Source organism: Vibrio sp. M60_M70 (genome assembly GCF_037162085.1).
Taxonomy (GTDB): Bacteria; Pseudomonadota; Gammaproteobacteria; order Enterobacterales; family Vibrionaceae; genus Vibrio; species Vibrio diabolicus.
On the sequence record NZ_JARLUL010000002.1, the window covers coordinates 1457981 to 1483936 of the forward strand.

Annotated in this window: 20 protein-coding genes; 12 read left to right on the top strand and 8 right to left on the bottom strand. The window is 43.8% G+C overall.

The genetic code is table 11. The features are described 5' to 3' along the window. The first annotated feature begins 130 nt into the window (after window positions 1–130). Window positions 131–1585 carry a molybdate ABC transporter ATP-binding protein ModF gene (modF, locus tag P4S59_RS22135; protein ID WP_301616630.1) on the top strand — a complete coding sequence of 485 codons (1455 nt, stop codon included), beginning with the start codon at window positions 131–133 and terminating at the stop codon, window positions 1583–1585. Here modF and P4S59_RS22140 read toward each other — a convergent pair. Next, complete coding sequence (locus P4S59_RS22140) at window positions 1573–3045, bottom strand: EAL domain-containing protein (RefSeq protein ID WP_253644287.1); 1473 nt, start codon at window positions 3043–3045, stop codon at window positions 1573–1575. The genes modF and P4S59_RS22140 overlap by 13 nt on opposite strands. 348 nt (window positions 3046–3393) lie before the next feature. Between P4S59_RS22140 and P4S59_RS22145 the strand changes: the two genes are divergently transcribed. The 3 genes from P4S59_RS22145 (at window position 3394) to P4S59_RS22155 (ending at window position 8308) form a co-directional block, all read left to right on the top strand. Beyond that, entirely contained in the window at window positions 3394–4128 is a 735-nt protein-coding gene (locus P4S59_RS22145) for an IclR family transcriptional regulator (protein WP_005391048.1), read from the top strand. A gap of 6 nt (window positions 4129–4134) precedes the next feature. Beyond that, the gene (locus P4S59_RS22150; RefSeq protein WP_005391051.1) at window positions 4135–4974 is read left to right on the top strand and encodes an arginase family protein; all 840 of its coding nucleotides are present in this window, start codon (window positions 4135–4137) and stop codon (window positions 4972–4974) included. A 307-nt stretch (window positions 4975–5281) separates the two neighbouring features. After that, window positions 5282–8308: a DUF6701 domain-containing protein gene (locus tag P4S59_RS22155; RefSeq protein WP_337169071.1), complete on the top strand. Its 3027-nt coding sequence runs from the start codon at window positions 5282–5284 to the stop codon at window positions 8306–8308. Window positions 8309–8371: 63 nt separating this feature from the next. Here the strand turns inward: P4S59_RS22155 and P4S59_RS22160 are convergent, their stop codons facing one another. The 4 genes from P4S59_RS22160 to pcp all read right to left on the bottom strand — a co-directional run bounded on the left by P4S59_RS22160 (window position 8372) and on the right by pcp (window position 11984). Further along, a complete protein-coding gene (locus tag P4S59_RS22160) occupies window positions 8372–9664 on the bottom strand; it encodes a DEAD/DEAH box helicase (RefSeq protein ID WP_005386186.1) in 1293 nt (430 codons plus the stop codon). Window positions 9665–9834: 170 nt separating this feature from the next. Beyond that, entirely contained in the window at window positions 9835–10821 is a 987-nt protein-coding gene (locus P4S59_RS22165; RefSeq protein ID WP_017635758.1) for a CobW family GTP-binding protein, read from the bottom strand. 63 nt (window positions 10822–10884) lie between these two features. Next, entirely contained in the window at window positions 10885–11148 is a 264-nt protein-coding gene (locus tag P4S59_RS22170) for a hypothetical protein (protein WP_005391057.1), read from the bottom strand. A gap of 197 nt (window positions 11149–11345) precedes the next feature. Beyond that, window positions 11346–11984 carry a pyroglutamyl-peptidase I gene (pcp, locus tag P4S59_RS22175; RefSeq protein WP_109169085.1) on the bottom strand — a complete coding sequence of 213 codons (639 nt, stop codon included), beginning with the start codon at window positions 11982–11984 and terminating at the stop codon, window positions 11346–11348. A 288-nt stretch (window positions 11985–12272) separates the two neighbouring features. Here pcp and P4S59_RS22180 point away from each other — a divergent pair, with 288 nt between their 5' ends. From P4S59_RS22180 to trpB, 4 genes are all read left to right on the top strand, one after another. Then, window positions 12273–12521, top strand: a complete 249-nt coding sequence (locus P4S59_RS22180) for a hypothetical protein (protein ID WP_005375646.1) — start codon at window positions 12273–12275, stop codon at window positions 12519–12521. Between the two features lie 306 nt (window positions 12522–12827). Further along, window positions 12828–13040, top strand: coding sequence for a cold-shock protein (locus P4S59_RS22185; protein WP_005375644.1), 213 nt, complete (start codon window positions 12828–12830; stop codon window positions 13038–13040). A 293-nt stretch (window positions 13041–13333) separates the two neighbouring features. Next, window positions 13334–15580, top strand: coding sequence for a ribonuclease R (gene rnr, locus P4S59_RS22190; RefSeq protein WP_337169072.1), 2247 nt, complete (start codon window positions 13334–13336; stop codon window positions 15578–15580). Window positions 15581–15981: 401 nt separating this feature from the next. Then, window positions 15982–17205, top strand: a complete 1224-nt coding sequence (gene trpB, locus P4S59_RS22195) for a tryptophan synthase subunit beta (RefSeq protein ID WP_337169073.1) — start codon at window positions 15982–15984, stop codon at window positions 17203–17205. A gap of 196 nt (window positions 17206–17401) precedes the next feature. On the opposite strand, the gene P4S59_RS22200 is transcribed toward trpB, so the two are convergent. Next, on the bottom strand, window positions 17402–18859 hold the full coding sequence (locus P4S59_RS22200; RefSeq protein ID WP_005391067.1) for a DUF3360 domain-containing protein: 1458 nt from the start codon (window positions 18857–18859) through the stop codon (window positions 17402–17404). Between the two features lie 486 nt (window positions 18860–19345). Between P4S59_RS22200 and P4S59_RS22205 the strand changes: the two genes are divergently transcribed. Beyond that, window positions 19346–19759, top strand: a complete 414-nt coding sequence (locus P4S59_RS22205; protein ID WP_005391068.1) for a VF530 family DNA-binding protein — start codon at window positions 19346–19348, stop codon at window positions 19757–19759. Window positions 19760–19910: 151 nt separating this feature from the next. Here the strand turns inward: P4S59_RS22205 and P4S59_RS22210 are convergent, their stop codons facing one another. Then, window positions 19911–21161, bottom strand: a complete 1251-nt coding sequence (locus P4S59_RS22210; RefSeq protein WP_006742021.1) for a DEAD/DEAH box helicase — start codon at window positions 21159–21161, stop codon at window positions 19911–19913. 576 nt (window positions 21162–21737) lie between these two features. Here P4S59_RS22210 and P4S59_RS22215 point away from each other — a divergent pair. Continuing rightward, complete coding sequence (locus P4S59_RS22215; RefSeq protein WP_337169074.1) at window positions 21738–22943, top strand: MFS transporter; 1206 nt, start codon at window positions 21738–21740, stop codon at window positions 22941–22943. Continuing rightward, the gene (gene yidZ, locus P4S59_RS22220) at window positions 22918–23874 is read left to right on the top strand and encodes an HTH-type transcriptional regulator YidZ (protein ID WP_337169075.1); all 957 of its coding nucleotides are present in this window, start codon (window positions 22918–22920) and stop codon (window positions 23872–23874) included. The genes P4S59_RS22215 and yidZ overlap by 26 nt, the downstream gene beginning before the upstream one ends. Window positions 23875–24132: 258 nt before the next feature. Here the strand turns inward: yidZ and P4S59_RS22225 are convergent, their stop codons facing one another. Continuing rightward, window positions 24133–24699: an AraC family transcriptional regulator gene (locus tag P4S59_RS22225; RefSeq protein WP_337169214.1), complete on the bottom strand. Its 567-nt coding sequence runs from the start codon at window positions 24697–24699 to the stop codon at window positions 24133–24135. A gap of 350 nt (window positions 24700–25049) precedes the next feature. On the opposite strand from P4S59_RS22225, the gene P4S59_RS22230 reads away from it, so the two are divergent. Then, window positions 25050–25856, top strand: a complete 807-nt coding sequence (locus P4S59_RS22230) for a sulfite exporter TauE/SafE family protein (RefSeq protein ID WP_182035731.1) — start codon at window positions 25050–25052, stop codon at window positions 25854–25856. The last annotated feature ends 100 nt before the right edge of the window (window positions 25857–25956 follow it).

Below are 25956 nucleotides of genomic sequence, written 5' to 3' on the forward strand. Positions count from 1 at the left end.
CAAATAGCACTACCCTTGAGTGCTCACAAGATGCTGCATTGATTAAAATTAATACACAAAAGCGCTTCCTTACTGAGTTCGTAAATTGTTATAAATAAACGATTACAACGAAAACAAGGAAGACAAACATATGACTATTCGTTTTAGTCAGCTTGCCGCTCAAGGAAACACGGCTCACCTATTTATTGACGATTGGAAAATAGACACTCAGCACTCTTGGGGAATATTCAGCGCGGATGGGGATATTGGTTCTCTACTTGGAGACCTTATTTGTGGTGAACTTTTACCAATAAGCGGGAAACTTGAGCTTGATGGGCTGTCCGTTGCTCAAGTGTCGTTATCAGAGCAACAGCGATTACTGGAAAGAGAATTAGAAAAGGACGATACAGACTTTCTTGATCGTATCGATCAAGGCAGTACCGTTTACTCACTCATTCAGGAGCGCAGCCAAGACGCTAATTTAATAGATCAACTGATTACCGACCTCGACCTAACTCACCTTAAACACAGTGGCTTTCGTGTTCTCTCTACAGGGGAAACAAGACGAGTGATGCTAGCTCGCGCTTTAGCAACACAGCCTGATTTGTTACTGCTAGATAACCCATTTACTGGTTTAGATATTGCCCATCGAGCAGCTCTCGCTCACTATTTACACTCGCTTTCTCAAACCGTACAGCTACTGGTCACGTTTTCTCGCGAGTCTGATATACCTGAGTGGATTGATCGAGTTGCGCTTTTCAGTGCAGGAAAGCTGGACAGTACGATGGATAAATCCAGTTGGGATAATCATCCAATCATTGAACAAATTAAATCTCAGTCCGAGCAACAGAGTGAAGAAATGATGAACTTGATACGTCAGCATCAGCACTCGACACACTTCGACAACCCAATATTTAAACTAACAAATGGGTCTGTTGAATACACTGATAAGAAGATCTTTACTGACTTAAACTGGCGAATAGACAAAGGTCAGCATTGGCAGGTCAAAGGCCCAAATGGCTGTGGGAAGAGCACCTTGCTTGGGTTAATCTTTGGTGATCATCCTCAGTGCTACAGCAATGACATTGATATCTTTGGTAAAAAGCGAGGGTCTGGCGAGACAATCTGGGAAATTAAGCAGCACATAGGCATGGTATCTTCAGCGTTACACCTTCAATACCGCGTTAACTGCAGTGCGCTAGACGTGATTTTGTCCGGTTTTTACGACTCCATAGGGTTGTATAACCAACCTACTCGTAAAGAAGTGGACATCGCAAACGAATGGCTCGACATCCTACATATGAGCCAATACCGAAAAACCTCATTCAAGCAATTAGAGTACGGTCAGCAGCGCCTGTTGTTGATTGCAAGAGCCATCGTTAAACAACCAACATTACTGATTTTGGACGAGCCATATCAAGGGTTAGATTTTCTTGGTAGGCGTTTAGTTAAGAATACACTTGAGCTCATCGCCCGAGAGAATTTAAGCCAGCTATTGTATGTATCTCATTACCAAGAAGACCGCTTGGATAGCATCAAGAATGAGCTAGAGTTTGTTTTTGAGGACAATGACCAATGTTACCGGGCTAACGTTTACCAATCATAATGACTTCGCTGAGCAAGTTGATCATAAGGTAAAGGCTTGGAGTAAAAATATCCTTGATGATATCGCACTCCCATCTTTTTCAAATGGTCGGCTTGCGCCGTTGTTTCTACACCTTCAGCGATGAGTTGTACTTTCAGCTCTTCCGCAAAGTGAACAATAGCTTTTAAAACAGAAGCACTAAGGCTAGGTATACCAATAGTTTCGACAAAACATTTATCGATTTTTAGGTAATCAATACGCATGTGCTGCAGAAACGCCAGCGAGGTTTGACCGGTACCAAAATCGTCGATCAACACATCAATGCCATGTACTCGCAGCGCTGCGATACACTTTCTGGCTTCAGCATCAATGAGTTGACGTTCTGTTATCTCTATGCCTAATGAGACGTTATTTCGACTTAACTTCCTGTCAATGAGTTGAATCTTTCTAATCGCGTTTGGCCCAACTAAGTAACCGGGCGGCACATTAATACCAAGGTGAACAGACTGATTAAAATCTAATTTACTAAAGTCTTCTGCCGCTTTATCCAGAACGTAATCCGTAAGCAAAAAGACCAATCCACTTTGCTCCGCCGCTGGCACAAACTCATCAGGAGAAATGAACCCTTTATTCTGATGTTCCCATCGCACTAGGGCTTCAAAACCAAATAGTTGACCAGTATCGACGTTAATCTGGGGCTGGTAATACAGAGTCAACTCGCCTTTCTTTATGGCTTTCTTTAAATCCAGGACCAAGCTTCGATGAGGATCGATAAATTTATTTAACGCATATAAGCAAAGATAGATAACAAAAATGATTGGAATTGAATACAAAAAATAGGAAAGTGTTCTTTGTTTGACGAAAAGGTCGCTGGCTTCACTCAAAGCTTCATATTCAAACATTTGCGACGATTTGATGCCAATAGGATTACTTCCCGTTCTCAACGCTTCTTCAGGTGCAACTTGGTCATGAATAAATAAGGCAGAGCGTTTTAAGCGTAAATCGTTATTAAATCCTATCTTCGCATTAAAGTAGTCATGATCAATAATCGTCACCGCTTGATAACCGTGCTCTCCTTCGGTCACGACGAGCAAAAATTGGTCATATACGCTATCCACGTTTCCAAGTGCTAACGCTTGTCCCTCGGGAAATATAATGTGCTCGGCTAACGGCTTAGAAATTACACCCAGTTTAGAAGAACACGTAATGACCCCATTTTTTACAATCAGCATTTCTTCGATATCTCGTTCAAACATCAAGTTTTGCTGAAGCTCTTCACATCGTCTAGGATGCAACAAAGCCGTGCGGTTTTCGGTCTCTATTTGGAATAAAATTTCGTCTGCGATTTGAACGTTTTTTTCTAATAGATGATTGAGGTTGTTTTGCACGCTTTCACGAGCTAAATACAAGACCTCGCCAACAATCAAAGGAATGGGCAACAAAAAAATGATGGCTTTTTTAAAAAGCGCCTTATTCAGCATATAAAAGTAACCTTTTATAAAACCGATTTACTGAGATGGTATCTGGATTCTGATACCCACTAGCAACTCTCGTTTATAATATTATTTATTTAGATTAACTCAGTATGCGAAACACTTAGTAATACCGCAAACTAAACAATGTCTTAATCCCTCTTGTTCCAATTTAGCATCAAACGACTCAAACCTGAGACGTCAATACGACATCATTTTTGAGCCTATCGGTACCGAGGTAAGCCCTCAGTCGTCAAATTCTCACTCTACGAGAATTACCCATTAAAATTATTTTTCTTTTCTCAGTGATTAAGAATTATATTTGTCGTAATTCATATAACACGTTACAACACTCTCATGACGACAAACAAAGCTAATGCGAACCAGGTAAACGAAAAAGCACTGCAGTTGTTAATGCAAGTTGCAGTTAGTCCATTCCCAGTCTCTGCGAAAACGCTAAGCGAGCAATTGAACGTTCCTTTGAGCAGTCTCTACCGACACTTGAAGCTACTCAAAGAGTGGAACTTGATTGAAGAAAGCGTACACGACAAGACATTTGTCGTTGGCCCGGCAGCATTGCTGCTCATGCATAGCTATGAGACCGCACAGCATGGGTTAGATATGGTCGAAACCATACTGGCTCGGTTGGTACAACAAACAGGGGAAATGGCCGCTTATATGGTACCTGCAGGGTATCGCGCGCTTTGTGTCAGACAAAAAGAAAGTATGCAGGCGCTACGTTGCAGCTTCGTCCAGGGTCAAAGTCAACCTCTGCTACGTGGTGCCTCATCTAAAGTGATGCTCGCTTTTATGCCTCAAAGTCGATGCGAGAAAATCTTGAGATACTTTAATCAAGATCACCGACGAGACGAATGGGAACAAGAGCTCACAACCATCCGTAAACACGGATATGCCGTCAGTACTTCTGAAATTGACCCGGGTGTTTCTGGCATCAGTGCGCCAGTGATGAAAGGAAGCAAACTGATCGGCGCGGTCTCGGTGATGGCTCCGGCCCACCGAGTCGAAAAGGATAAGCAGCGCATTATTTTGCATGTGTTGCAAGCGGCAAGGGCACTACCACCAGAAAGGTAATTCATCATGTTAAGCTTTTTCAAACGCTATAAACTCCACCACACCGTGAAACAGCCGCAGCATTACCCTTTTTCTTTTATGACAGTGTGTGAGTATTTGCCTCCCATGTCTAAGGGTGCGTTTGAATTAGCTGATCAAAGTTTAGAAAATGCTAGCGACTGGCTGTACCAACAGCATGATCATGAAACCGCTGAAAACTTTGGTCACTTCAACCACGACAAGCTGGAAAATGGCGAGTTTCAGGAAGCGTTAAGCCTTTCGCTTTCTCGTCATTCTATTCCCGTTTTAGTGACCAACTGTACCGAGGCAATCTTGTCCATGTTACCTGTGGTTGTGTCCTATCGAGACGAAGTGGGTGTGGTAAATATTGGACATGACATGAACTTGAAGCCAACACTTGAACCACGTTTAGGCTCGGCATTCCATTTTGCTCTTTCTCGCTATCAAAACGTGCGATTATTTTTTGCTGGTGTTAGCGAACAAGATACAAAGCAAGAAACGTGGGAATACGCGGAGGATCAAGGTTGTGACTGGGTAACCGATAAAGAGTTTTCTTTTCGTCATCGCAATAATGTAAAGCAGTTGATCGGCAATTACCTCGACCATTGCGACCAAATAATCCTCAGTATCGACCTTGGCTCCCTAAAAACCAAAAACAGCCTTGATGGTACCTCAGAGATTGATATCCAAATGGTTCTACGCACCATTAGGCAATGTCTGGTTGCAGGTAAAGTCAGAGCCATTCAACTCGTAGGCGATCGCGATCGTCTGGTCTATTCGAGACAAACGAAAGCCATACTAGAAGAGTTATATCAAATGGCCCCACTCATTGTTCACGCAGCCTAGGATTAAGTTCGGTTCAGAATCAGGACGCTCAAGCTACTGATTCTGAATCAACATGGTTAATTATTATCTTTTACCAACAAATAGTTACATGAATAAAGTGACTCATGTCACACTCAGCTATTGAACTAATCTCATACTTACGTTCTAATAACGCCACTATGCTTTGGTATGACATACGAAATAAAAATAGCCAAAGTTCAATAAGTAAGCGGATTAAAAACCAAAAACACCGCCGAAATTTCAACTTCTGTGAGCACTTGCTCACGCTCGCTTGATGCCATCTTGTTCCACTTTTTTAGGACATTTGATGATGCGTCTTTGCAGTATTTTCGCTGCGGTTCTTGTTTTACCGCTAGCCTCACACGCCACCACTTATGACGTCAAAGATCTATCTGAGTTAGGTCAACTTTGCTCACACAAGAGTTTTAGTATCGGAAGTGATGGTACGACTTATCACTGTACAGGGAAACTAGTCCTACCCGCAGGTGACAAAATTGTCTCCTCATTACCGGAAAAAGAGATAACGCTAGAAGCAGCTCATGGCATTGTGTTAGAGGGGAACAATACGATTGGTGAACCCAATAAGCGTATCTCTCTCCACGCACTCGCTACCGGATTAACGGTTAACAATGAGAAAGCATCAAGCATTGACGATTACCAAAACAAGCACACGGTTATCTATGGTGATCTTCTATCGGCTTACCCAACAAAGCTGCATAACGTTCTCATAGATGGGGATATAGAGCTAACAGGTGAGGCCCTTCATATTGATGGTGAGTACAACACCATTATTGGTGACATTTTGACTCACAGTACGACCGATATATTCAACGCTAACGTTTGTGGCACCATTGAATCAAAAGGCCATCAATTGCATCTCAAGACAAAGAACCCTTTCCAACGACATTTCGTCGTCGGTGACATTGTGGCGCACAGTTCTCTGCTTATTGATGACATGGAGATCTACGGCACTACTGAGACTAAAGGAGCATCTGCCGCATTGAACGGTTCGTTCTATGGCTCTACTACAGCAATTAAATACTTCCAAACATTGAACTTCAACAACGCTCCAAATCAGCTAAGTCAAGTTTGTGGTGAAATCCAACAAACGCCAGGAAGTGCACAAACGAAAGTACAAGACAACAAATACACGCAATACTGTGGATTGGGCGACACTGATTGTCACTACTCTTCTCAGCTCTGTCCGATCACCCCTCAAGATGTTCCGAATTGCAGCATGCAACCTCCATCGGAGAACGACTTCGACCTAAGCGTCACACCATCGGACGATATGGCACTGATGTGCGGCGACGATCTTCCGCAATTTACAGCAACAACAACCAATAATGGAGAAGTTGTAAGCGCAGAAGTCAGTGCTGTCCTATCACACCCTGACTTGTTCACTTTAGAGGTGGTCAAAGGTCAGCAGATATTAAAAGCAAACCAATTTATGTCTGACGACAATGGTGAGCTCGTTGTTCGAGTGGTCCCGAACGATATTGATGCCATCGCGTTAGATACTAACTACACGCTGACTTTCACTATGGCAGAAGACACCAGCAAGCATCAAACGGTTAGCTTTATGTTTACGCCATTTATGTTTGAGGCCTACTCAAAGACGAAAAGCGCCACTTTAAATGAAATACGCGTTATTGCAGGTAAACCAGAAAACGTGCATACGCGATTGCTTGCTTGTGCTTCCACCGGCGAACCTGTAGTCGCAAGCAACTACAATGGTACTCCTAAGGTTTTTCATCCATTGGTTCAACCATTAGGAGGAAGTGAAGGAAACTTTAGCTATTCAGCGGAATTTAAAGACGGCTTGTCTGAACATGGTCTTATCACGAACGAGTCCGGCATATTTGAAGTGACATTGTCCGATCATTTTGAATGTGAGGGATTTGAAGAGTGCCCTGAAGAAGGCAAAGTGGAAGTGAAAGGAACATTTAATGTGTACTCGCGACCATGGACACTGGCTATCTGTGACAACCAACGTGCTTTGCCTTCTGGCACCTCTGAACAAGGAGATGGGTTTATTGCCGCCGGAGAACTTTTCTCTCTAACAGTGAAGCCGATCATTTGGCAAACTGACGGCTCTGTAAGTGGTTCTGTTGAATCAGCACGTTATTGTGATGCCTCTATCACCCGTAATTTTATGCTTGATGACGCTCCAGCAGCATCCGTTGTCTTGTCGAGTGAGCAACATACGCCATCAGAGACAGCGAACCAAACCTCGAAATTGCTAAAAAGTAGTGACTCACTGGCTCAGGCGCATAATTCAGCCAAGAATGATCAATTCGTCTTTAATGGATTATATTGGGAAGAAGTCGGGAGCTTGAGAGTAAAAACAAACCTAGAAAGTAAATATCTAGGTATGACTGTTAACGAAGGCTATCGTTACATCGGTCGTTTTTACCCAAAATATTTTCAAGTGCAAGACCAAGAATGGCACTACCCACATGGCCAAACTTTTGCTTACATGAATCAACCTTTTGAAAAAGTCACTTACGATGTTGTCGCACTCAATGCGAATAAAGAAAACGTGAAGAACTACGTCCACTTTTCATCTAACCTTCAACAACATTTCGATTTAGGCGAGCTAAGCTCATACTCCGAACGGTTTTTGCCGCCTAAGCCTAAGAAGGTAGACTGGAAACTACTGGGTAGCGCGAGTGTTGGAACGTTTGTTATCGAGAAGCCCTCAACCAACGCGACTTGTAACAATAGCCCATGTTGGAAAAAGAACACAACCGATAAAAAATACCCTGATGGTCCATTTAATAATGGGACTAACAGTGACAGCAGCAAAATAGGTATAGTCACGACTAAAGCCGTTGATGAGGTAAATTTCTTTGATAACAGCGAAGTGCTCACTCAACAACCGGACATTCGATTCGGTCGTTTGAACTTTCAAGATGTAGGTGGCAACCAAGGCATGGTGATCAAAGTGCCACTTGATGTGGAAATTTGGCAAAACGGTCGATTTACGACTAACTTCGATGACAGCTCAACAACGGCGAATGGTGAATATTACTTCAGCACGCCAATTTGGTCGCATGCGCCAACAAACAACGCCCTGCTTTCTGGCGTTGGAACGATGAGTATTGGCAGGATGACCGATATCGTTGCAAGCCAAATTGACTCAGCGCGCGAGCAAATACAATTCCACCTAGATTTAGACAGCTCAGGCAATCGCATCCCTTGGCTGAAATACGACTGGGATAGCTCTACAAGTGAAGAGGAAAACCCACCCGTCATTGTTACGTTTGGTATTCACCGAGGAAACGATCGCATTATTTATCGTGGTGAACCCAATATGCTTGGCCTAAATTAACACGAAACGGCAAACAAAAAGAGCCCCTCAATTGAGGGGCTCTTTTAACACAAACTGTGTAATTTACTTTGCGCCACGACGCGCTTTCAGGCGCTTCACCATAGCAAGACGACGCTCTGCCGACCCTTGGTCTGTTGCCGACTGGTTCGGATTATTACGACGACCTTGACGATTCTTGAATGCTGGTTTTGAGTGCAGCTTTTCAATGTAAGACTCACGCTGCTTTGGTTCATAGCCTGCAAGCTCAATACGGCGAATGCGTTGCTGGATTAGATTTTCAACCTGAACCACCGTGAGCTCTTCATCTCGGTTTACAAATGAAACAGCATGACCTTGTTTACCTGCACGGCCCGTACGACCAATTCGGTGAACGTAATCTTCCGCTAGGAAAGGCATGTCATAGTTCACAACGTGAGGTAAGTCTTCAATATCTAGACCTCGAGCAGCGACATCGGTAGCCACCATGACACGTGCTTTACCAGACTTGAACTCTTCTAGCGCACGACGACGAGCGCTTTGAGCACGGTCACCATGACAAACCACCGCTTTGATACCATCAAGTTTCAGCTCTTTTACCACTTCGTTTGCGGTCTCTTTATAGTTCACAAATACCAACACTTGTTTCCAGTTTTTGCGACCAATTAGCTCTGAAAGCAGTTCCGTTTTTCGCTCTTGATCAACTGGATATAGCACGTGAGCAACTGTTTGTGCCGTAGTATTTGCACGCTCTACTTCGATACGTTTTGGTTTACGCAGAATGTCTTTCGCTAACAGATTTAGCTGGCTTGAAGTCGTTGCCGAAAACATCATGATTTGTGGGTCTGTATCCACATCCAGCATGATCTTACGAACTGCATGAATAAAGCCCATATCCAAGATACGGTCTGCTTCATCAAACACCAAAAACTCTAAGTGTGCCACCGAGACATTACCTTGTTCGATGTGTTCTTCCAATCGACCAGGTGTAGCCACAAGGATATCAACACCATTTTCCAGTGCCGCAACCTGAGAAGACATTTTACGACCACCGAAAATCGCCGCCACCGACAGATTGGTGTACTTCGTGTAAGCTTTGATGTTGTCAGCAATTTGTTCAGCAAGCTCGCGAGTTGGAGCCAAGATAAGTGCACGAGCAGTCTTACGAGAAGCGCTACGGTTACTGTCTAACAACTGCTGAATCATAGGCAGAGAAAACGCAGCCGTTTTACCAGTACCTGTTTGTGCTGTAGCGAAAATATCATGGCCTTTGCGAGCCATTGGAATCGCCTTCTGTTGAATTGGCGTTAACTTTTCATAACCGCATTCTGCCAGTGCTTTAACCACTTCTGGCGCAAAACCTTGAGATGAAAATGACATTGAGCGTATTCCTTAAACAAACCACTAAAAATAGCTTTAAAAATTTAGCCGTGCACTATACCCGAATTTGAGTGATTTATCTCACTTTTCTCATTGAAACACTACAAAAGCAAAAACGGCGAACGCAGACAGATTGCTGGTTCACCGTTTCCGTTTAACATTTGTTCGATTTAACGCTTGATGCCAGACAACTGAAGGAGAATTTGCTCAAGTTCATCCCATGGCAACAGCTGAGAATCTATCACTTCTAATCGTGATTCAAACCCTTCTAAGCTGATTTCATTCACCGACACGACTCGGTTGGCAACATTAAACGCGTAACACCCCTGATCCGTGTTGACCACCGCTTTAACACGTTCCGCCGTTAAGTCCGAAAGCATTGAGAAGAGTTTATCAAAATCAAACGTGTACTCTGCCCCAAACAACCACCCGCAACTAAAATACCCTTGCCCTTTGTTCTCTTTACGCACAAAGGCTTCACCTGGCGGCAACTGGAATTGAGGCTCTTGGTGAGCATGGTCATGATGATGTGACTCGATATGGGAAGAAGCGCTGCCGTAAACCCGTTCGATATCCAAGACTTCTATCGGTAACTCACCATCATGAATAAGCTTACTGAATACTTTTGAGGGAGATTGGTCCGTCACCCAGTCATTAAACACATCAATGTCGTGACTGGTACAAAGGTCAACCTTACTGCCTATAACCACGTCTGCGCTGTCTAACTGGTCCACGAAATTTTGGTTAGAAAGGTACTTTTCATCACTTAAGTTACGCGGATCAACCAGAGCGATCGTCGCTTTTAGATCAACGTAAGGTTCATACTGTTCTGAGGTAAGCGTCGCGATAACCTGTTTTGGATGACCAAGGCCTGTCGGCTCAATCAATAAACGGTCCGGTTTTTGGCGCAGTAACGCGGTAATACCGACCGACATTGGCACGCCCGCCGTGCAACACATACAGCCACCCGGCACTTCTTTAATCAGCGCACCTTGGTCTGTCATCAATGCACCATCGATGCCAATCTCACCAAATTCATTGACCAAAACCGCCCAGTTTTCGTTTTCCGGTTTGTTCTTCAGTAGATTTAAAATCGTGGTCGTTTTACCGACACCCAAAAATCCGGTCAGTATGTTGGTTGGTACTCGATTTGACATGCTTATCTCCGACACGTTAGTGCATTAATGCTCCAGCAAAGTATACGGAGAATGTGACTCGCTTCAACGCTTTTTATCGCGCTCATCAAGCTCATTGCGTGATGCGTGGGTACACATTTTTTGAGAGTGATCAGAGTGACTTATCAACTCTGAACGCTTCATATCAGAAAGATACATACTGGTGTAAATGACGCAGGTAAAAAACGCGATAATAGCGACTACGATGGGAAGAACTCCGAGTGTGTTTTCGAATTTAAGCGCAGCGATAGCCAATGCGAAAACAACGACAGAGATAAGTGCGATAGACTTACTTTTGTTGCTTTTCATGATAACTCGCCTTTCGTAAGGGTAGCCCCTAATACCTCCTGTATTAGGGGAGTGCCAGTTTGAACAACATCCAACCTGACGATTCAATGCTACTCCTTTCGCTACTTGTGAAATTTGACAAAGCTAACATTTATTACAACATCAAACGATGAACTTATTACTAGCTTTCAGACACTTAATGGACTGTAAAGCACTTACTAGCAAATCGACCCGCCGCTGACCAATATGTCGTTTTCATTGGCAATACAAACTTGAGCCACCAGCCTTAGCCCTTCGACTATCATCTCCAGAGACATAGAAGGCTGACTGCCACCTGCTGCTTGTTCTGGCAATAATGGGATATGAACAAACCCATGACGAATTGGTTTGTCTTTTAGATAATGTTGGATGCCATAAAAAAGGTGGTTACATACAAATGTTCCGGCACTGTTGGAAATCTGGCTAGGTATCCCCTGCTTTTGCAGCGTTTGAACAACACGCTTTATCGGCAGCGTCGAGAAGTAAGCATCTGGGCCATCAGCCACTACGGGTTCATCAATCGGTTGATGACCAGCGTTATCTGGAATACGAAAATCATCCACATTAATTGCGACACGCTCTGGGGTGATCGCGCCACGTCCGGCCGCTTGCCCAACGGTAATCACACAATCTGGCTGGTGCGCTTCTATTGCATCAATAACGGTATTCACTGACTCATGCCGAATCACAGGAACTGGGCAAGTAACGATCATGGCATCTTCTATTGCCGCAGCCTCTAATCGCTTGACCGCTTCTAAGGCGGGGTTAATGGCGTCACCACCAAAAGGTTCAAAACCGGTAATCAGGACTTTCTTCATAATAGCCTTTAGGAAAAGAGTTTCACAAATTATTGCACTCCCCTTCACCCCATCCAATAGCAAAAGTATTGTTGACATAAACCAGGCAACATTATGTGACTCATGTCTAACCAGCGAGGGTTTTCACCTTTATTGAATCTAGACAAGTTCCGGACTATCGAGACTAACCATTGATAATTAATGGCAGGACAAGGCTCTCTCATTACATGACTCACGCAGAAACTTGGTTTCCACGCTTAACTTAGGTAGAGTACGCGACCGCAATGCAATTCGAAGAGATTGAATACAATGAATATTGATAACCATGTAATCGAAACGATTGAAGAGTTAGAGGCATTTCTGCATTTAGTAGAAAGCGGCGCTCTGGGTCTTGAAGGTGTCACTGGCGTTGCGCTAGCCACCTCTAATACCGATGGCCGTCCATTTGTTGCCGTATTAGGAGAAAAGCACCAATTGCTCCTTGGCCGCTGGGTTTCGCAGCACGTATATGACAATGGTAAAGACATCGTTCGTAACGGCCCAACCAGAAAACACTAAGCGCTCAGCACCATCTATAACACCATGCCATCTTATACACCAAGCGTATGCTTTGAAAGCAATGCGCTTGGTGTACTAAAAAATAAAAAAAGAAAAGGCTAGCCTTTATTAATTTTGTCGGTATACTGCACATCAGCTCTTACGGAAAGAGCTATTAATGTAATTAAAGATCAAAGTTTCTCTCAGTTCCACATCGAATTCCTCGTTTACGTTCCTGCGACAAAATAGTTATCTCTAAAATCATATAGTAGCACTTGATATTAGCTAAAAATTCAATATTTAAAACAATCAAATATAGAGGTATCTATGTCTAATAAATTAACTGGTTCAGTAAAATGGTTCAACGAAACTAAAGGTTTTGGTTTTATTTCTCAAGACAATGGCGGTGATGACGTATTCGTTCACTTCCGTTCTATTGTTTCTGAAGGCTTCAAAACTCTTACTGAAGGCCAAAAAGTATCGTTCGTTGTTGAACAAGGTAACAAAGGTTTACAAGCTGCTGAAGTAACTGCACTGTAATTCTTTGTGTGGCATCAACGTTGTTGGTGCCACCATCCCCTTCCACTTATTGCCGCCCTTAATATTCTCTATCTAAGTTTATATACCCAAATCACTTACCTCTCCCACTCCGTCATTAATCACTTTCAATAAAGTCACTTTGGTATACATCTTTAGGTAATCACACTACCTACCTTGCAATTCCAGTTTGGAATTAAATTAATCTGATTCATATCTGAATCACTTCGCCTCATGCTTTGCTCATATAAATAAAGTTTATAAAATAAAAGCGATTGGCGAATATAAGAGAAAAAATGAAATTAAATATATCCGCACAATCAATAAATTCTAATAATTACGAGCACATTATCCCTAGCCGAGACGTTATCCTTAGCCTATTCGATAAAGTTAAAAATCACTTAAGTCACGAGCAAATTTCTCGCTCTACTGGCTTAGATGAGAAACCACAAAAAGACGCTTTAAAAAAACGTTTACGCGCTATGGAGCGCGATGGCCAGTTGATTTTCACGCATCGCCGTGGTTATAAGAAAGTCGATCAAACCGCTTTGGTTTCTGGAAAGGTCAGCATTCACGCAGACGGCTTTGGTTTTGTCACTTACGACAGTAATGAAAAAGACCTTTTCTTACCTAAACACCAACTTACTCATGTGTTTGATGGCGATATCGTACTGGTTCTGAAAGGCAATGCTCAGCATCAAGGACGCTCAAATCATCGTTTCATCAAAATAGTGGAACGAAAAACAACCCACATCGTGGGCTTGTTAAAGAGAAAAGGTTCGAACTTCTATCTAGTGCCAGAAAGCACGAAACTGACTCAAACCATTCATGTCACACCAAATGATCTTATCGCCAAAAATGCCGGTAAACTCGTTCATTGTAAAGTCACGGCCTATCCAGATCACAGACAATCAACAACGGTTGAAGTGGCAGAAGTATTAGGGCGTCCGGGAGAAGCAGGGATCGAAGTTAAATTGGCGTTACGTCGACATGGCATCAATGATCATTGGGATGATGAAGTTCTTCACGCCGCCTCCGCATTTGGCAATCACGTAGAAGAAAAAGACAAAACGTCCCGAGTGGATTATCGAGATTTACCGTTCGTCACTATCGATGGGGACGACGCGAAAGACTTTGATGATGCCGTTTACGCATACCAAATGGACAATGGGCATTGGAAGTTATTCGTTGCGATTGCAGACGTATCTCACTACGTTCAGCCAAACGACCATTTAGATCTTGAGGCGCAATCTCGTGCAACGTCCGTTTACTTCCCCGGATACGTTGTACCAATGCTACCAGAAACATTATCTAACGGTTTGTGCTCGCTTAACCCGAATGAAGACCGATTGGTTATGGTATGTGAGATGACCTTTGACGACGAAGGTAACATGCTAGATTCAGAGTTTTCTGAAGGGATCATTCACTCGCATGCTCGTTTAACTTATAACGAAGCTTACCGCATTGTTTCCCAATCAACGGAAGCAAAAAAATACCAAGGTACGAACCCAAAGCAAAACATTAAACAGCATCTGGTGAATCTCCATCGCTTGTATTTGAACCTATCTGGTCAACGTCAAGTCCGTGGTGCCATTAATTTTGACACGCAAGAGCTTTCATTCACGTTAAACAATAAAAAGAAAATCGCGTCCATCGTTCCTGTAGTTCGAAATGATGCCCACCGAATGATCGAAGAATTCATGCTATGTGCCAACGTTGCCACCGCTCAATTTTTGCAGCAACAAAAAATACCGAGCTTATACCGCGTGCACTCTGGTCCTCAGATGAAAAAACTGTCTTCATTAAGAATGATGCTTGCAGACAAAGGGCTAACGCTTGCGGGCGGTGATAAACCAACTTCTCATGACTACAACGCATTACTGGAACAAGTACGAGATTTAGATGAGTGTGATGTGATTCGTACCCTACTGCTACGTTCTCAGAGTCAAGCCGAGTATTCGCCGAAGAATATGGGTCACTTCGGTTTAGCCTATGACGCATACGCACACTTTACTTCGCCAATTCGTCGTTACCCAGACTTACTCGTTCACCGCGCCATTCGCGCTAAACTTCGAGAGCAAAAAACAGGCAAGCTACGCAGTCTGCTCATGAAACTAAAACCTATTCGTCAATTGACAGGTGCTGCGGACAACTACCCTTACGATGCAAAAGTAATCGAGCAACTGAGTGTGCACTGTTCGCATCAATCTCGTCAGGCAGATGAAGTGAGCCGAGAGGTTGAGTCAGCACTGAAATGTCATTACATGAAGCCATTTATTGGGCAACACTTCACGGGGACAGTGTCTGGGGTCACACACTTCGGAGTATTTGTTGAGTTAGAGGAAAACCGAATCGAAGGTCTCATTCCTTTATCAAGTTTCCAAAATGGTGAGTTCGAATTTGATGCAGTCAAACAAAAAATTTCCAGCCAGAGCACCACGTTTACTTTAGGGACTAAAGTGCACGTGTTGGTTAAAGACGTCGATTCGAAACAAAGAAAGATCATGTTCAATTTAAAAGATGCAGAACACACGGTAGGTTAGTCTGTTGTAGTCTATTTTCTAACCCATTGTTCAAAAATAAAAAATAAGCTTTAGATACCACGATTAACTTGTGACATTTCGCTGACATCAGCTCATTCTAAAACCCTAATATCTGGCAAAGGAAACGAATCTAACTTTTGTTTCCAGACACCATCGCAGAGTGTATTTCCAGCACTCTGTTTGCCTCGAGAGGTTCTTATGACAGCCTAGGATCTCTCGGGGCTTTTTTGCGCCTCTTAAACCCCACCTTATGTTGTATCCAACCCGTTAACAACTACACAAACTGTACTTTTTAACTAGTTCACTAGATCGCGAATTCTGATTTAAGCAACTGATCACACAACCTCTTCCAAATTTTGGGTATAAAAGTATCAATACTTTCGTTAACTAGGATGTAAATAATGAAAAACTCGTTTGATCTCACCATGCCCAATGAAGAAGGATACTTTGGTGAATACGGTGGTAGCTTCGTGCCGCCGGAGCTTGAACAAATCATGCGTGACATCAACGCAGCTTATGAGGAATGCAGCAAAGATCCTGAATTTAAAACGGAGCTTGCTCGCCTGTATAAGCACTTTGTTGGACGACCTAGCCCAATCTTCCATGCAGAAAACTTGTCTAAGAAATACGGAGCAGACATCTACCTAAAGCGCGAAGACTTAAACCATACAGGCGCACATAAAATTAACCACTGCTTAGGAGAAGCCATTCTCGCTAAAAAGATGGGTAAGAAGAAACTGATTGCTGAAACTGGCGCAGGGCAACATGGGGTCGCGCTTGCGACAGCCGCCGCACTGGTCGGCTTAAAGTGCGATATTTACATGGGTGAAGTTGATATTGCCAAAGAGCACCCGAATGTCGTCCGTATGAGAATCCTTGGTGCCAATGTCATCCCTGCCACTCACGGGCGTAAGACTCTCAAAGAAGCGGTTGATTCTGCCTTCGAAGCCTACCTAAAAGATCCTGACACACAACTTTATGCGATAGGCTCTGTCGTTGGCCCTCACCCATTCCCTAAAATGGTACGAGATTTCCAATCAATTATCGGTAACGAAGCACGAGTTCAATTCAAAGAAATGACAGGCAAGTTACCCAATAATCTCGTCGCATGCGTTGGAGGTGGTTCTAACGCGATGGGGCTATTTACTGCTTTCTTAGACGATGAACAAGTCGCCATTCACGGCGTCGAGCCAGCGGGCCGCTCTTTGCAAAAGGTTGGCGAGCATGCTGCAACACTCACACTCGGTGAGCCAGGTATTATGCACGGATTTAAGTCTTACATGCTTAAAGATGAGCAAGGCGAACCACAGGAAGTCTATTCTGTAGCAAGTGGCTTAGATTACCCATCGGTTGGGCCTCAGCATAGTTACTTAAAAGACATTGGCCGTGTCAATTACGGCTCAATCACCGATGACGAAGCGATTGATGTATTCTTTGAACTGTCTCGCGAAGAGGGGATTATTCCAGCGATTGAATCCTCACACGCTGTCGCTTACGCGATTAAACTCGCGAAGCAAGGAGAAACTGGCTCAATTCTGATCAACTTATCCGGTCGCGGTGACAAAGACATTGATTTTGTCGTTGAACACTACGGCGAAAAGTATGGCATTGAATCAATTATTTAGTCACGACTTCGTAGGCTAACTGTCTATACAAAAAGCTATCTATTACTAGGTAGCTTTTTGTTTGCGCCTTACTTTCCCTACATGCGCTTTGAAGGCTTAACTACACAGTCCAAACCTTTTACTTTTGAGAAATAGGCATAGCTTGAGAAAACCCTCTTACTTACCACTCCAACTAGTCCTTTAGAACATAATTCGATTAACCGATCAGAGCAGGAATGCCCGGAAGTTGACCAACGACAGCAAGCGAGCCTGCACAGACGATAAATGCAGTACCAGGAATCAGGTATTTATCTTTTCTCGAGAGTTCGTTGGCACGCTCATGGTCGCCGATAAGTCCAAGGTTATCCAGCAGCATAGTGATTGCCCAGCCAAAGACTGGATTAACGAATGCACAGGCAAAAATACAGATACCTGCACTGAGTGAATCTTTATGCTTGTGGATCATCTGCATACCCGCTTCTAAAAGTGGTAAGAATACACCGACAATCAAAGCAACACGCAGAACAGGCTCCCACATCGCTAGATCCATAGGGTAACCAATTACCGCCGCGGCAATACACATGAACCCCGTTAACAGTGCGCCACCTGGAATAGGACGTTTGGCAATTGCGGCTGGAATCATGTACGTTCCCCAAGAAGAAGCTAGGTTTCCGCCACCTAATAGTGAGCCAACTCCCTGACGAACAGACGCTCCGACCATCGTGTCGTCGACATCCATGAGTACGCCTTTTGCTTCTTTTGGGTAGTTAAGTTCTTGAAACACACGATGGCCGAGATAATCAGGGGACCACATAGCGACTGCCAGTAGCGCAAATGGAGTCACGGCAATAAAGTGCTCTAGGGTTGGCCAGCCTAGCTGCCAGCCTGTATCTTCACCCCACCAGTAGAATGGACTGAAATTAGGCAGGCCCGGCTCTGTGGTAAAAGCAAACTCAGCGCCCATCAAATAAGCAACAATCCCCGCGAGTGCAGAACACAGTGGGATTGCCAACCAACGCTTGTTGATCTTAGCTAGGTAGGCATAAACCATAACGGTTAGGCCTATGACCACAAACGAGATGTAACCTTGATCCGTACTAGCAGCCCACGCTTCCGTCTTATTAATCTGTCCGAGCAACCCAACAGCGCCTAGGTAGATCAATAACCCTCCTCGAACCCCAATGCCAGTCAAGGTCATGAGTTTAGAACCGCCTTTAGTCAAAGCGAGAATTAAGCCAAAAGCACATACCATCAAGCCAAGCGCCAGAGGATGCCCTCCTGCGGCAGCAATCATGGGAATCAGCGGTATCATTGGGCCGTGGGTACCGGCTAAGTTTGCATTCGGGTTTAGGATGGCAGAAAACAGAATAACGAACAGAGCACCCGCGATAAGCAATTCGTAACGCACGTTTTCTGCAACGAACTCCGGAGATAAACCGAACTGAGCAGCAAAGGCAGCAACCATAGCGGTGACCATCACCACTTTACCAATGGTTGCGGCTAATGCAGGCACCCAGTCTTCGATTTCAATACTGTAATCACGTGATGGCAAATGAATACCCCAGCGACGAAAGCTCATGATGGTTAAATCATGGTTTAGAAAGTCTTCACGACTTTCAAATTCATGCGGTTTTTTGCGCACATCCCTGTAAAAGGTCTTACTTGAGTCAGACATTGAGCTATCCTTTGTTATATTTCAACGTTGAACTATGCCAACTAGAGTTTCGCTTGGTATACAGACCAATACGAGACAACACCCACATCAAACATCGAGGCCACACCAAGAAAGTGGTATGGCTAATTTTTGATTTGAACCTATTAAGCATGTGTTTCTATCGGTAGGAATATTAGACATTAGTAAAAGAGCAACAAAAATCTCACTTATTACACAAGGATTTAACATCACATTAGAGTACGCGGATCTTTAGTGAGAGTTTTTGAAAAGCAATTCAACAAGATGAACAGCCGCAACTCCACCTGTGCTTTTCAAGGTAGAAAAACATGTCTGAATTCACACAGGTAATTAGTTAATTTTGCTCATGCAAGTACGCACTAACAACATCAAATCGAGTTGCAATCCAAACCATCGCTGCCTAACTATAGATATCTCTGTAATGCATACTTTGCTAAACTCCACCCTTTGATGAGTAAGGCCCCTAAAATGATGACTGACGAAGAAAGAATCGAACTGCAACGGAACAACCCACTGCACGGGTTAAAGCTAGAAACTATGTTGCAAGAGTTGGTGGATTTTTATGGCTGGGACATTCTAGATACAGCAATGCGCTTTAATTGCTTTAACACTAAGCCTTCGATTGCAAGTAGTGTGAAGTATTTAAAGAAGACCGAATGGGCGAGAGAAAAATTAGAAAACTTTTACCTTTATCGCTTTAAGCGCATGCCACGCGCAAGTGAAGAAGAATATGATTTACCACCGAGAGCTCGTACGTTCCCTCATGGTCTTGAACCTAAAGAGCCAATGCCGCTAACCGTTGACTCTATCCTTAAGTCACAAGCTAAAGCTGCATCCGCATTTAAAAAACGTTCACCTCGTGGACGTCCGACGCGTCGATAGCACATTACCTTGAAAAGCAATAGAGCCCTACTGGGTAGCTCCAGCAAGGCTCTATTGTTCTTTAAAGAAATGGCTAGAAGAGAATACTCAAGCTAGTGCGCCCCCTTCTCCAGCGCCTCCCATAAGTAAACTCACATGTAGTTTACGTTTTCTATTGATTACGCTTTTTCTTCTTTTTCCCTGTACCTGCTGGCTTTGCACGCGGCTTCATCGGTAAAAAGTAGGCTTCACTTTGGTCGTCTTCCACTTCAAAGCCCTCTACCTGCTCACGTTCAAGTTGGAACTTATTTTTCTTTTCTATCACTTTGAAATGGTGATAGTCATCGTAATCGATAAGAGATAACCCTAGACCCACTTCACCAGCACGACCACTACGACCGATTCGATGCATATAGTCAGCAGGACTACGTGGAAGATCGAAGTTAATCACCACTGGCAGCTTTTCAATATCAAGGCCACGCGCTGCGATATCGGTAGCAATAAGAACTTGAATCTCGCCAGACTTAAAACCGTCAAGTACACGAGTACGAGCGCCCTGCCCTTTATCACCATGGAAAACTTCAGCAGTAATACCGCGTTTTGACAGCTTTTGAGCTAAATGGTTGCAGGCATTCTTAGCATTCACAAAAATCAAAGTCTGTCGCCACTGATGCTGTTTGATTAAGTGCGCGAGTACCGCCGTTTTCTCACCTTTATTTACACTAAACACGCGTTGCACCAAAGTGCTGGCTTCTGCGCTCTGCAACTGAACTTCAACAGGGTCGCGGAGCAAGTGCTGAGACAGCGTCGTGACTTTATCAGGGAAAGTAGCAGAAAATAGCAGCGTCTGTTTCTTCTCTGGCAGTAACGCAAGAATCTTATTGAGTTCTTCGGTAAATCCGAGGCTCAACATACGGTCAGCTTCATCGAGCACGAGCGTTTTTACTTGGTCCAACTTAATCGCGTTACTGGATACCAGATCAAGTAATCGACCTGGCGTAGCTACGATAATGTCACAGCCACCGCGAAGCGCCAGCATTTGTGGGTTCACCGACACACCACCAAATACGGCAACCGTTTTGATCTTATCTCTAAGATGGTATGAGTAAGATTTGACGTTATATGCCACCTGTGATGCCAGCTCACGAGTTGGAACTAAAATCAGGTGAGAAACGAAGTTACCACGGCGATGATTTGTTTCGTCTTGCTGAACAATTTTTTGCAGAATTGGCAGCGAAAAAGCAGCGGTTTTACCAGAGCCCGTATTGGCACCGCCAACAATGTCTTTCCCTTCAAGGATATAAGGAATGGTATGAGATTGAATGGGCGTCGGTTGGCTGTATTCTAACGCTTCTAGTCGCTCGACTAAGGTTGGAATCAGGCCAAGATCGGCAAATGTCGCTTGCTGTGTTTTATCTGTCATTACGATGAGTGGCTCAGTGCTAGTAAAGGCCGTGTATCTTATGCTATTTCGCGTCTGGATGTTAGCGATAATGGCCCAAACAGAATATTGGTGAGAGAAGCACTGTAGAGAGCAGGAATCTCCTTTCACTAACATGAGTTAATGGTTTCGATAACCAAGGCTCTGCGACTCACGGTGGTAGCGTTCGCGACGAACAAAGGGAAAAAGAGTCAGGCCTTCTGATTCCTGTAAAGCAAAATACATTGTATTTTGGGGAAAGAGATTGCAAAGGCAGGCCACATCCGAATCAAAGGCTTAACCACACTATTTAGCCCTGCGGTGTTGAGAGCTTAATACAGCTTGAGAAAACTCCAGGTCACTAATGTCCATCGTTGTCTATTTAACTAATGTAGTGGACTCGGTTGTATAGATTACTTTCGCACGATACCACGGTTCTTCTTAGGGCAAGTTTAACTGCTATAGCCACAATCGTTGCTGATGTCGTATATGGAAATACCTGTTGTCAGAAAGGTAACGCGCCAAGATGAGTAATGTTGCATATCATCCTCGTAAGCCCAATTCCTTCACGAGGTAGTAATGGAACAAATTAATTTGCCCCGATATCTGATATGTAGCTTCGCCTTTGTGTTGCTTTATCCTACGGCAATAGATCTCTACTTGGTTGCTTTACCACAAATCGCCACTGACCTGTCTGCGAGCGAATCACAGCTTCATATTGCTTTTTCTATTTACCTTGCTGGTCTAGCATCGACGATGGTTTTTGTTGGGCGAGCTGCTGATTGTTTTGGACGCAAACCTGTTGCCATTTGCGGTGCAGTGATTTTTACCCTTGCATCAATGTTCGCGGGCTCTGCTGAGACCAGTAATAGCTTCCTAATAATGCGCTTCTTTCAAGGTGTAGGTGCCGCATGTTGCTATGTAGTGGCCTTCGCCATTTTGCGCGACACTTTAGGTGACCCAAAGCGAGCTAAGGTTCTATCGATGCTCAATGGAATTATCTGTTCTATCCCAGTACTTGCCCCCGTGATCGGCAATCTGATTATGATCAAGTTTCCGTGGCCCGTGTTATTCACTGCCATGGCGATGATGGGTATTGCGATAGGCTTAATTGCTTGCTTTGTCTTAAAAGAAACCTTGCCTAAAACCAAGCGCACACTTTTAGATATGAATGAAGATTCGAACGAATCACTATATAACCGTTTTTTTATATCGCGCGTTATTTATACATCTTTAGGCGTCACAGCGATTCTCTCTTATGTAAATACGTCACCAATGATAATAATGGATTCGATTGGCTTTACTCGAGGCGATTACTCAACCACGATGGCACTACTAGCAATGGTAGGTATGGCAACATCGTTTTCAGTACTATTTGCTTTGTCTTACTTCAAACAAACCACATTGATGTTCGCTGCACAAATGACCAATTTCCTGTCGGCTATCGTTATTCTCGCGGCTCACTTGAATAGCGATAGTCCGACACTTTATATGGTAGGATTCACTCTGCTCAGCATGAGTTTCCCTATGGGGTTTGGTGTGGCGATGAGTCAAGCGTTAAGCCAATTCTCACACAAAGCTGGACTTGCAAGCTCTATGCTTGGCATAGGTCAGGTTTCTTGGTCTGCACTTTACATTTGGTTGATGGCGACGTTAGGTGTGTCGGCTGTGATGATGTTAATGATAGCGTTGGTTGCTAGTAGCGTTATTGGACTCTCCATAATATTATTATTTCCAAATCAGAACGTTAGTGAGCCTCATGAAGAAATCTCTTGCCCGACTTGATCTTAATTTACTGCTCACTCTGCAATTGCTACTGCAAGAGCAGAGTGTTACTAAAACGGCGAAAAAACTTAATGTAACTCCCTCAACCGTGAGTAAGTCTTTAGGCAAATTGCGCGCTTGGTTTGATGACCCACTTTTTGTGAATACGCCGCAAGGCCTAAAACCAACAAATCTCGCGACAAACGTGCAAGTGCTTTTGTCAGACTGGATGCAGATCGGTAACCAGATTGTTTCACACCGAGGTGATGATGCGCCAAGCGGGGTTAAATTTCATCTTGGAGTAGAGTCGCCATTGTCACTCATCATGGCGGATGAACTGACCAAACGAATCCATGATTTTTACCCAGACTCAACGGTAAAGTTCCATAACTGGGATTACGACTCGTTAGACGCCATTACCAGCGGTGAAGTGGATATTGGTTTTACTGGCCGTGAAAGCCATCCTCGCTCCAAAGAGTCGTTAGAACTGCTCCCGTATTTTATTAATTTCGAAGTGCTGTTCTCGGATTTACCTATGGTGTATGTCCGCAAGGATCATCCTGCACTCAAGCAAGAGTGGAATTTAGATACTTTCTTAAGCTATGCCCACATCAATGTAGCATGGGAGAAAAATGACAGTTGGGCATTGGATGAGATCTTGGCTGAGCAGGGACACACTCGAAACGTTAGCCTAACGATGGCGAGTTTCGAACAAGCTTTATTTGTTGCAGAAAAGCCCTATCATCAAATGTTAACCACAGCACCAAAATATTGTCAGCGATACTGCGAACAGCTTCACCCCAACTTAATAGCGTTGCCTATCCCCATTGCGGAAGAGTATCAGCACAAGCTACTGATTCCATTTACTATGATTTGGCACAAACGCAATAACAAGAACCCTAAAATCGTGTGGTTGAGGGAGACGATAAAGAGCCTGTATGGCACAAGTTGAACGGGTAATTTTGAAGTACATTTAAAGCAAAGGAATGAACATTCTCCCCCTTTATGTTGTCAATAACCGTAGGAGTGTGGTCTTGCCTTCCATTAGATTAAATATTTTAAAATCTTGAAATCTATTATCCACTTCGAAATTGATTTCAGCTCATTTGGAGCAGAAAGAAGCTAGAAGCACTTGCTTATGTTGGGTGAGTAAATGTATGCAAAACCTCAGTCCATAAAAACGAACCTAATTTAGGTAAGCTCTTGGCAACTATATGCCACGACTCGAAAAGTAACGCGTGGGTGAATCACCATAGACCCGACGAAACATAGCGATAAAGTTACTGGGCGTCGAATAACCCAAAGCATGTGCAACCGCTCCTACGGATTCTCCGCGAGCCATCATTTCTAACGAATGTATTAGCAGTGCTTGTTGCCGCCATTCACTAAAACTCATGTTTAACTCACTTCGAATCAATCGTCTTAACGTCCGAGATGAGACTGCCCCAATATTGGCCCAATGCTCTACAGAATGCTTGCTGTTTGGGTCTATTAAAATTGCTTGAGTAACTTTTTGCAGTCTCGGATCTCTGGGCAGTGGGATGTGGAGTGACTCATGAGGGCTATTGACGATTTCATCGGCTATTACGGCAAGAATACGTAAAGACTGTATGGATAGCTCGTCTGTTTTGCTCCATATCGATGCCCTAACCGATAGGGCTTTCAAGACATCGCTCATTTGGAGCACACAAGGTCTCATTGGAAACCGCTCACAACTCTCTGGAGTAAACAGTAATGAACGACCTTTCAGAGAACCACAAAAATAAACACTGTGCATCGCACCCGGGGGATCCAACCAGCTCGGTGAGGTGGTAGTATCCACGTTCCTTCATCGGTTTTGACCTGAATTAGCCCTTCATCTATACACAGTAACTGGCCTCGATGATGGCTGTGCCAATTATGTGGCCGTTGATCCAAATGGTTGAAGTCGCTCCTTTCATGCTGCCACTCCTTAGCGATCAGTGCGGCGCCATTTTTCCATTCGCTGTAATCAGAGTTTGTCATTTTATTTACTCAATTCCATTTTGGCCATTATTCATTATTTTCTGTCCTCTTAACGTTACCATAGCAAGTTAGCGTTCGATTAACATTTTAACAACGACCATGTTTATCGAAGGCAGAACCATCATGAACGAACCTATCTTTATTATCTATTACATTACAGCAGGCTTGGGCATTGGCTTTCTCGCTGGACTCGTTGGTGTGGGTGGTGGTGGAATGGCCGTCCCTATTTTTGCGTTTTTGTTTTCACTACAGAGAATAGCTGATACAGAAGTGGTCCATCTTGCGTTAGGGACATCAATGGCTTCGATGATTATTACAACATTGGGCAGCATGCGCGCTCACTACAAAAAAGAGAATGTAGACTCGACAATGGTAGTAAAAATGTTGAGCGGAGTTCTAGTCGGAACATTTTGCGCCACATTCGTAGCATCGTATCTACAAGGAGTCTATCTGGCAGGCTTTTTCAGCGTATTCATGTTGTATGTTGCTTATAAGATGTTTCTCAACACTGAAAATGAGTACAACCCTAACCCACATGGGGCTATCGGTAACATCACTGTAGGCTCGGTGATTGGCTCTGTATCAGCACTTGTCTCAATAAGCGGTGCGGGGTTGATCATCCCCTATCTTGTCCAGCAAAATTTTGAGGTAAAACGAGCTATTGGCACCTCTGCTGCGATAGGTTTCCCTATCGCGCTATCAGGAAGCCTCGGTTACATGTTAAACGGATGGGAAAATACAGATTGGAACAACTTAGTATTAGGATACATATACCTTCCTGCAATGATCAGCTTCTCCATTAGTAGCTACTTAACTACTAGCCTCGGCGTGCGTTGCGCAGAGTATTTCCCAAATAAAGTTCTTAAGAAAATCGTTGGTATTTTGTGTGTTCTTCTAAGTTTTAAAATGCTGGTACAAGTACTTAATTAGGGCAAGTAATACAGTCATCAGTATGTCTTGCAATATGTTGTGGGGACAAGCCTGAAAAACTTACTTCTCGCTTTGCAGGTCCAGGCACACAATGTGTAAG

What these genes read in the sequence shown, in the direction of transcription:
- modF (WP_301616630.1), top strand. Translation starts at nt 131, where the DNA reads ATGACTATTCGTTTTAGTCAGCTTGCCGCTCAAGGAAACACGGCTCAC.
- P4S59_RS22140 (WP_253644287.1), bottom strand. Translation starts at nt 3,045, where the DNA reads ATGCTGAATAAGGCGCTTTTTAAAAAAGCCATCATTTTTTTGTTGCCC.
- P4S59_RS22145 (WP_005391048.1), top strand. Translation starts at nt 3,394, where the DNA reads ATGACGACAAACAAAGCTAATGCGAACCAGGTAAACGAAAAAGCACTG.
- P4S59_RS22150 (WP_005391051.1), top strand. Translation starts at nt 4,135, where the DNA reads ATGTTAAGCTTTTTCAAACGCTATAAACTCCACCACACCGTGAAACAG.
- P4S59_RS22155 (WP_337169071.1), top strand. Translation starts at nt 5,282, where the DNA reads ATGATGCGTCTTTGCAGTATTTTCGCTGCGGTTCTTGTTTTACCGCTA.
- P4S59_RS22160 (WP_005386186.1), bottom strand. Translation starts at nt 9,664, where the DNA reads ATGTCATTTTCATCTCAAGGTTTTGCGCCAGAAGTGGTTAAAGCACTG.
- P4S59_RS22165 (WP_017635758.1), bottom strand. Translation starts at nt 10,821, where the DNA reads ATGTCAAATCGAGTACCAACCAACATACTGACCGGATTTTTGGGTGTC.
- P4S59_RS22170 (WP_005391057.1), bottom strand. Translation starts at nt 11,148, where the DNA reads ATGAAAAGCAACAAAAGTAAGTCTATCGCACTTATCTCTGTCGTTGTT.
- pcp (WP_109169085.1), bottom strand. Translation starts at nt 11,984, where the DNA reads ATGAAGAAAGTCCTGATTACCGGTTTTGAACCTTTTGGTGGTGACGCC.
- P4S59_RS22180 (WP_005375646.1), top strand. Translation starts at nt 12,273, where the DNA reads ATGAATATTGATAACCATGTAATCGAAACGATTGAAGAGTTAGAGGCA.
- P4S59_RS22185 (WP_005375644.1), top strand. Translation starts at nt 12,828, where the DNA reads ATGTCTAATAAATTAACTGGTTCAGTAAAATGGTTCAACGAAACTAAA.
- rnr (WP_337169072.1), top strand. Translation starts at nt 13,334, where the DNA reads ATGAAATTAAATATATCCGCACAATCAATAAATTCTAATAATTACGAG.
- trpB (WP_337169073.1), top strand. Translation starts at nt 15,982, where the DNA reads ATGAAAAACTCGTTTGATCTCACCATGCCCAATGAAGAAGGATACTTT.
- P4S59_RS22200 (WP_005391067.1), bottom strand. Translation starts at nt 18,859, where the DNA reads ATGTCTGACTCAAGTAAGACCTTTTACAGGGATGTGCGCAAAAAACCG.
- P4S59_RS22205 (WP_005391068.1), top strand. Translation starts at nt 19,346, where the DNA reads ATGATGACTGACGAAGAAAGAATCGAACTGCAACGGAACAACCCACTG.
- P4S59_RS22210 (WP_006742021.1), bottom strand. Translation starts at nt 21,161, where the DNA reads ATGACAGATAAAACACAGCAAGCGACATTTGCCGATCTTGGCCTGATT.
- P4S59_RS22215 (WP_337169074.1), top strand. Translation starts at nt 21,738, where the DNA reads ATGGAACAAATTAATTTGCCCCGATATCTGATATGTAGCTTCGCCTTT.
- yidZ (WP_337169075.1), top strand. Translation starts at nt 22,918, where the DNA reads ATGAAGAAATCTCTTGCCCGACTTGATCTTAATTTACTGCTCACTCTG.
- P4S59_RS22225 (WP_337169214.1), bottom strand. Translation starts at nt 24,699, where the DNA reads ATGCACAGTGTTTATTTTTGTGGTTCTCTGAAAGGTCGTTCATTACTG.
- P4S59_RS22230 (WP_182035731.1), top strand. Translation starts at nt 25,050, where the DNA reads ATGAACGAACCTATCTTTATTATCTATTACATTACAGCAGGCTTGGGC.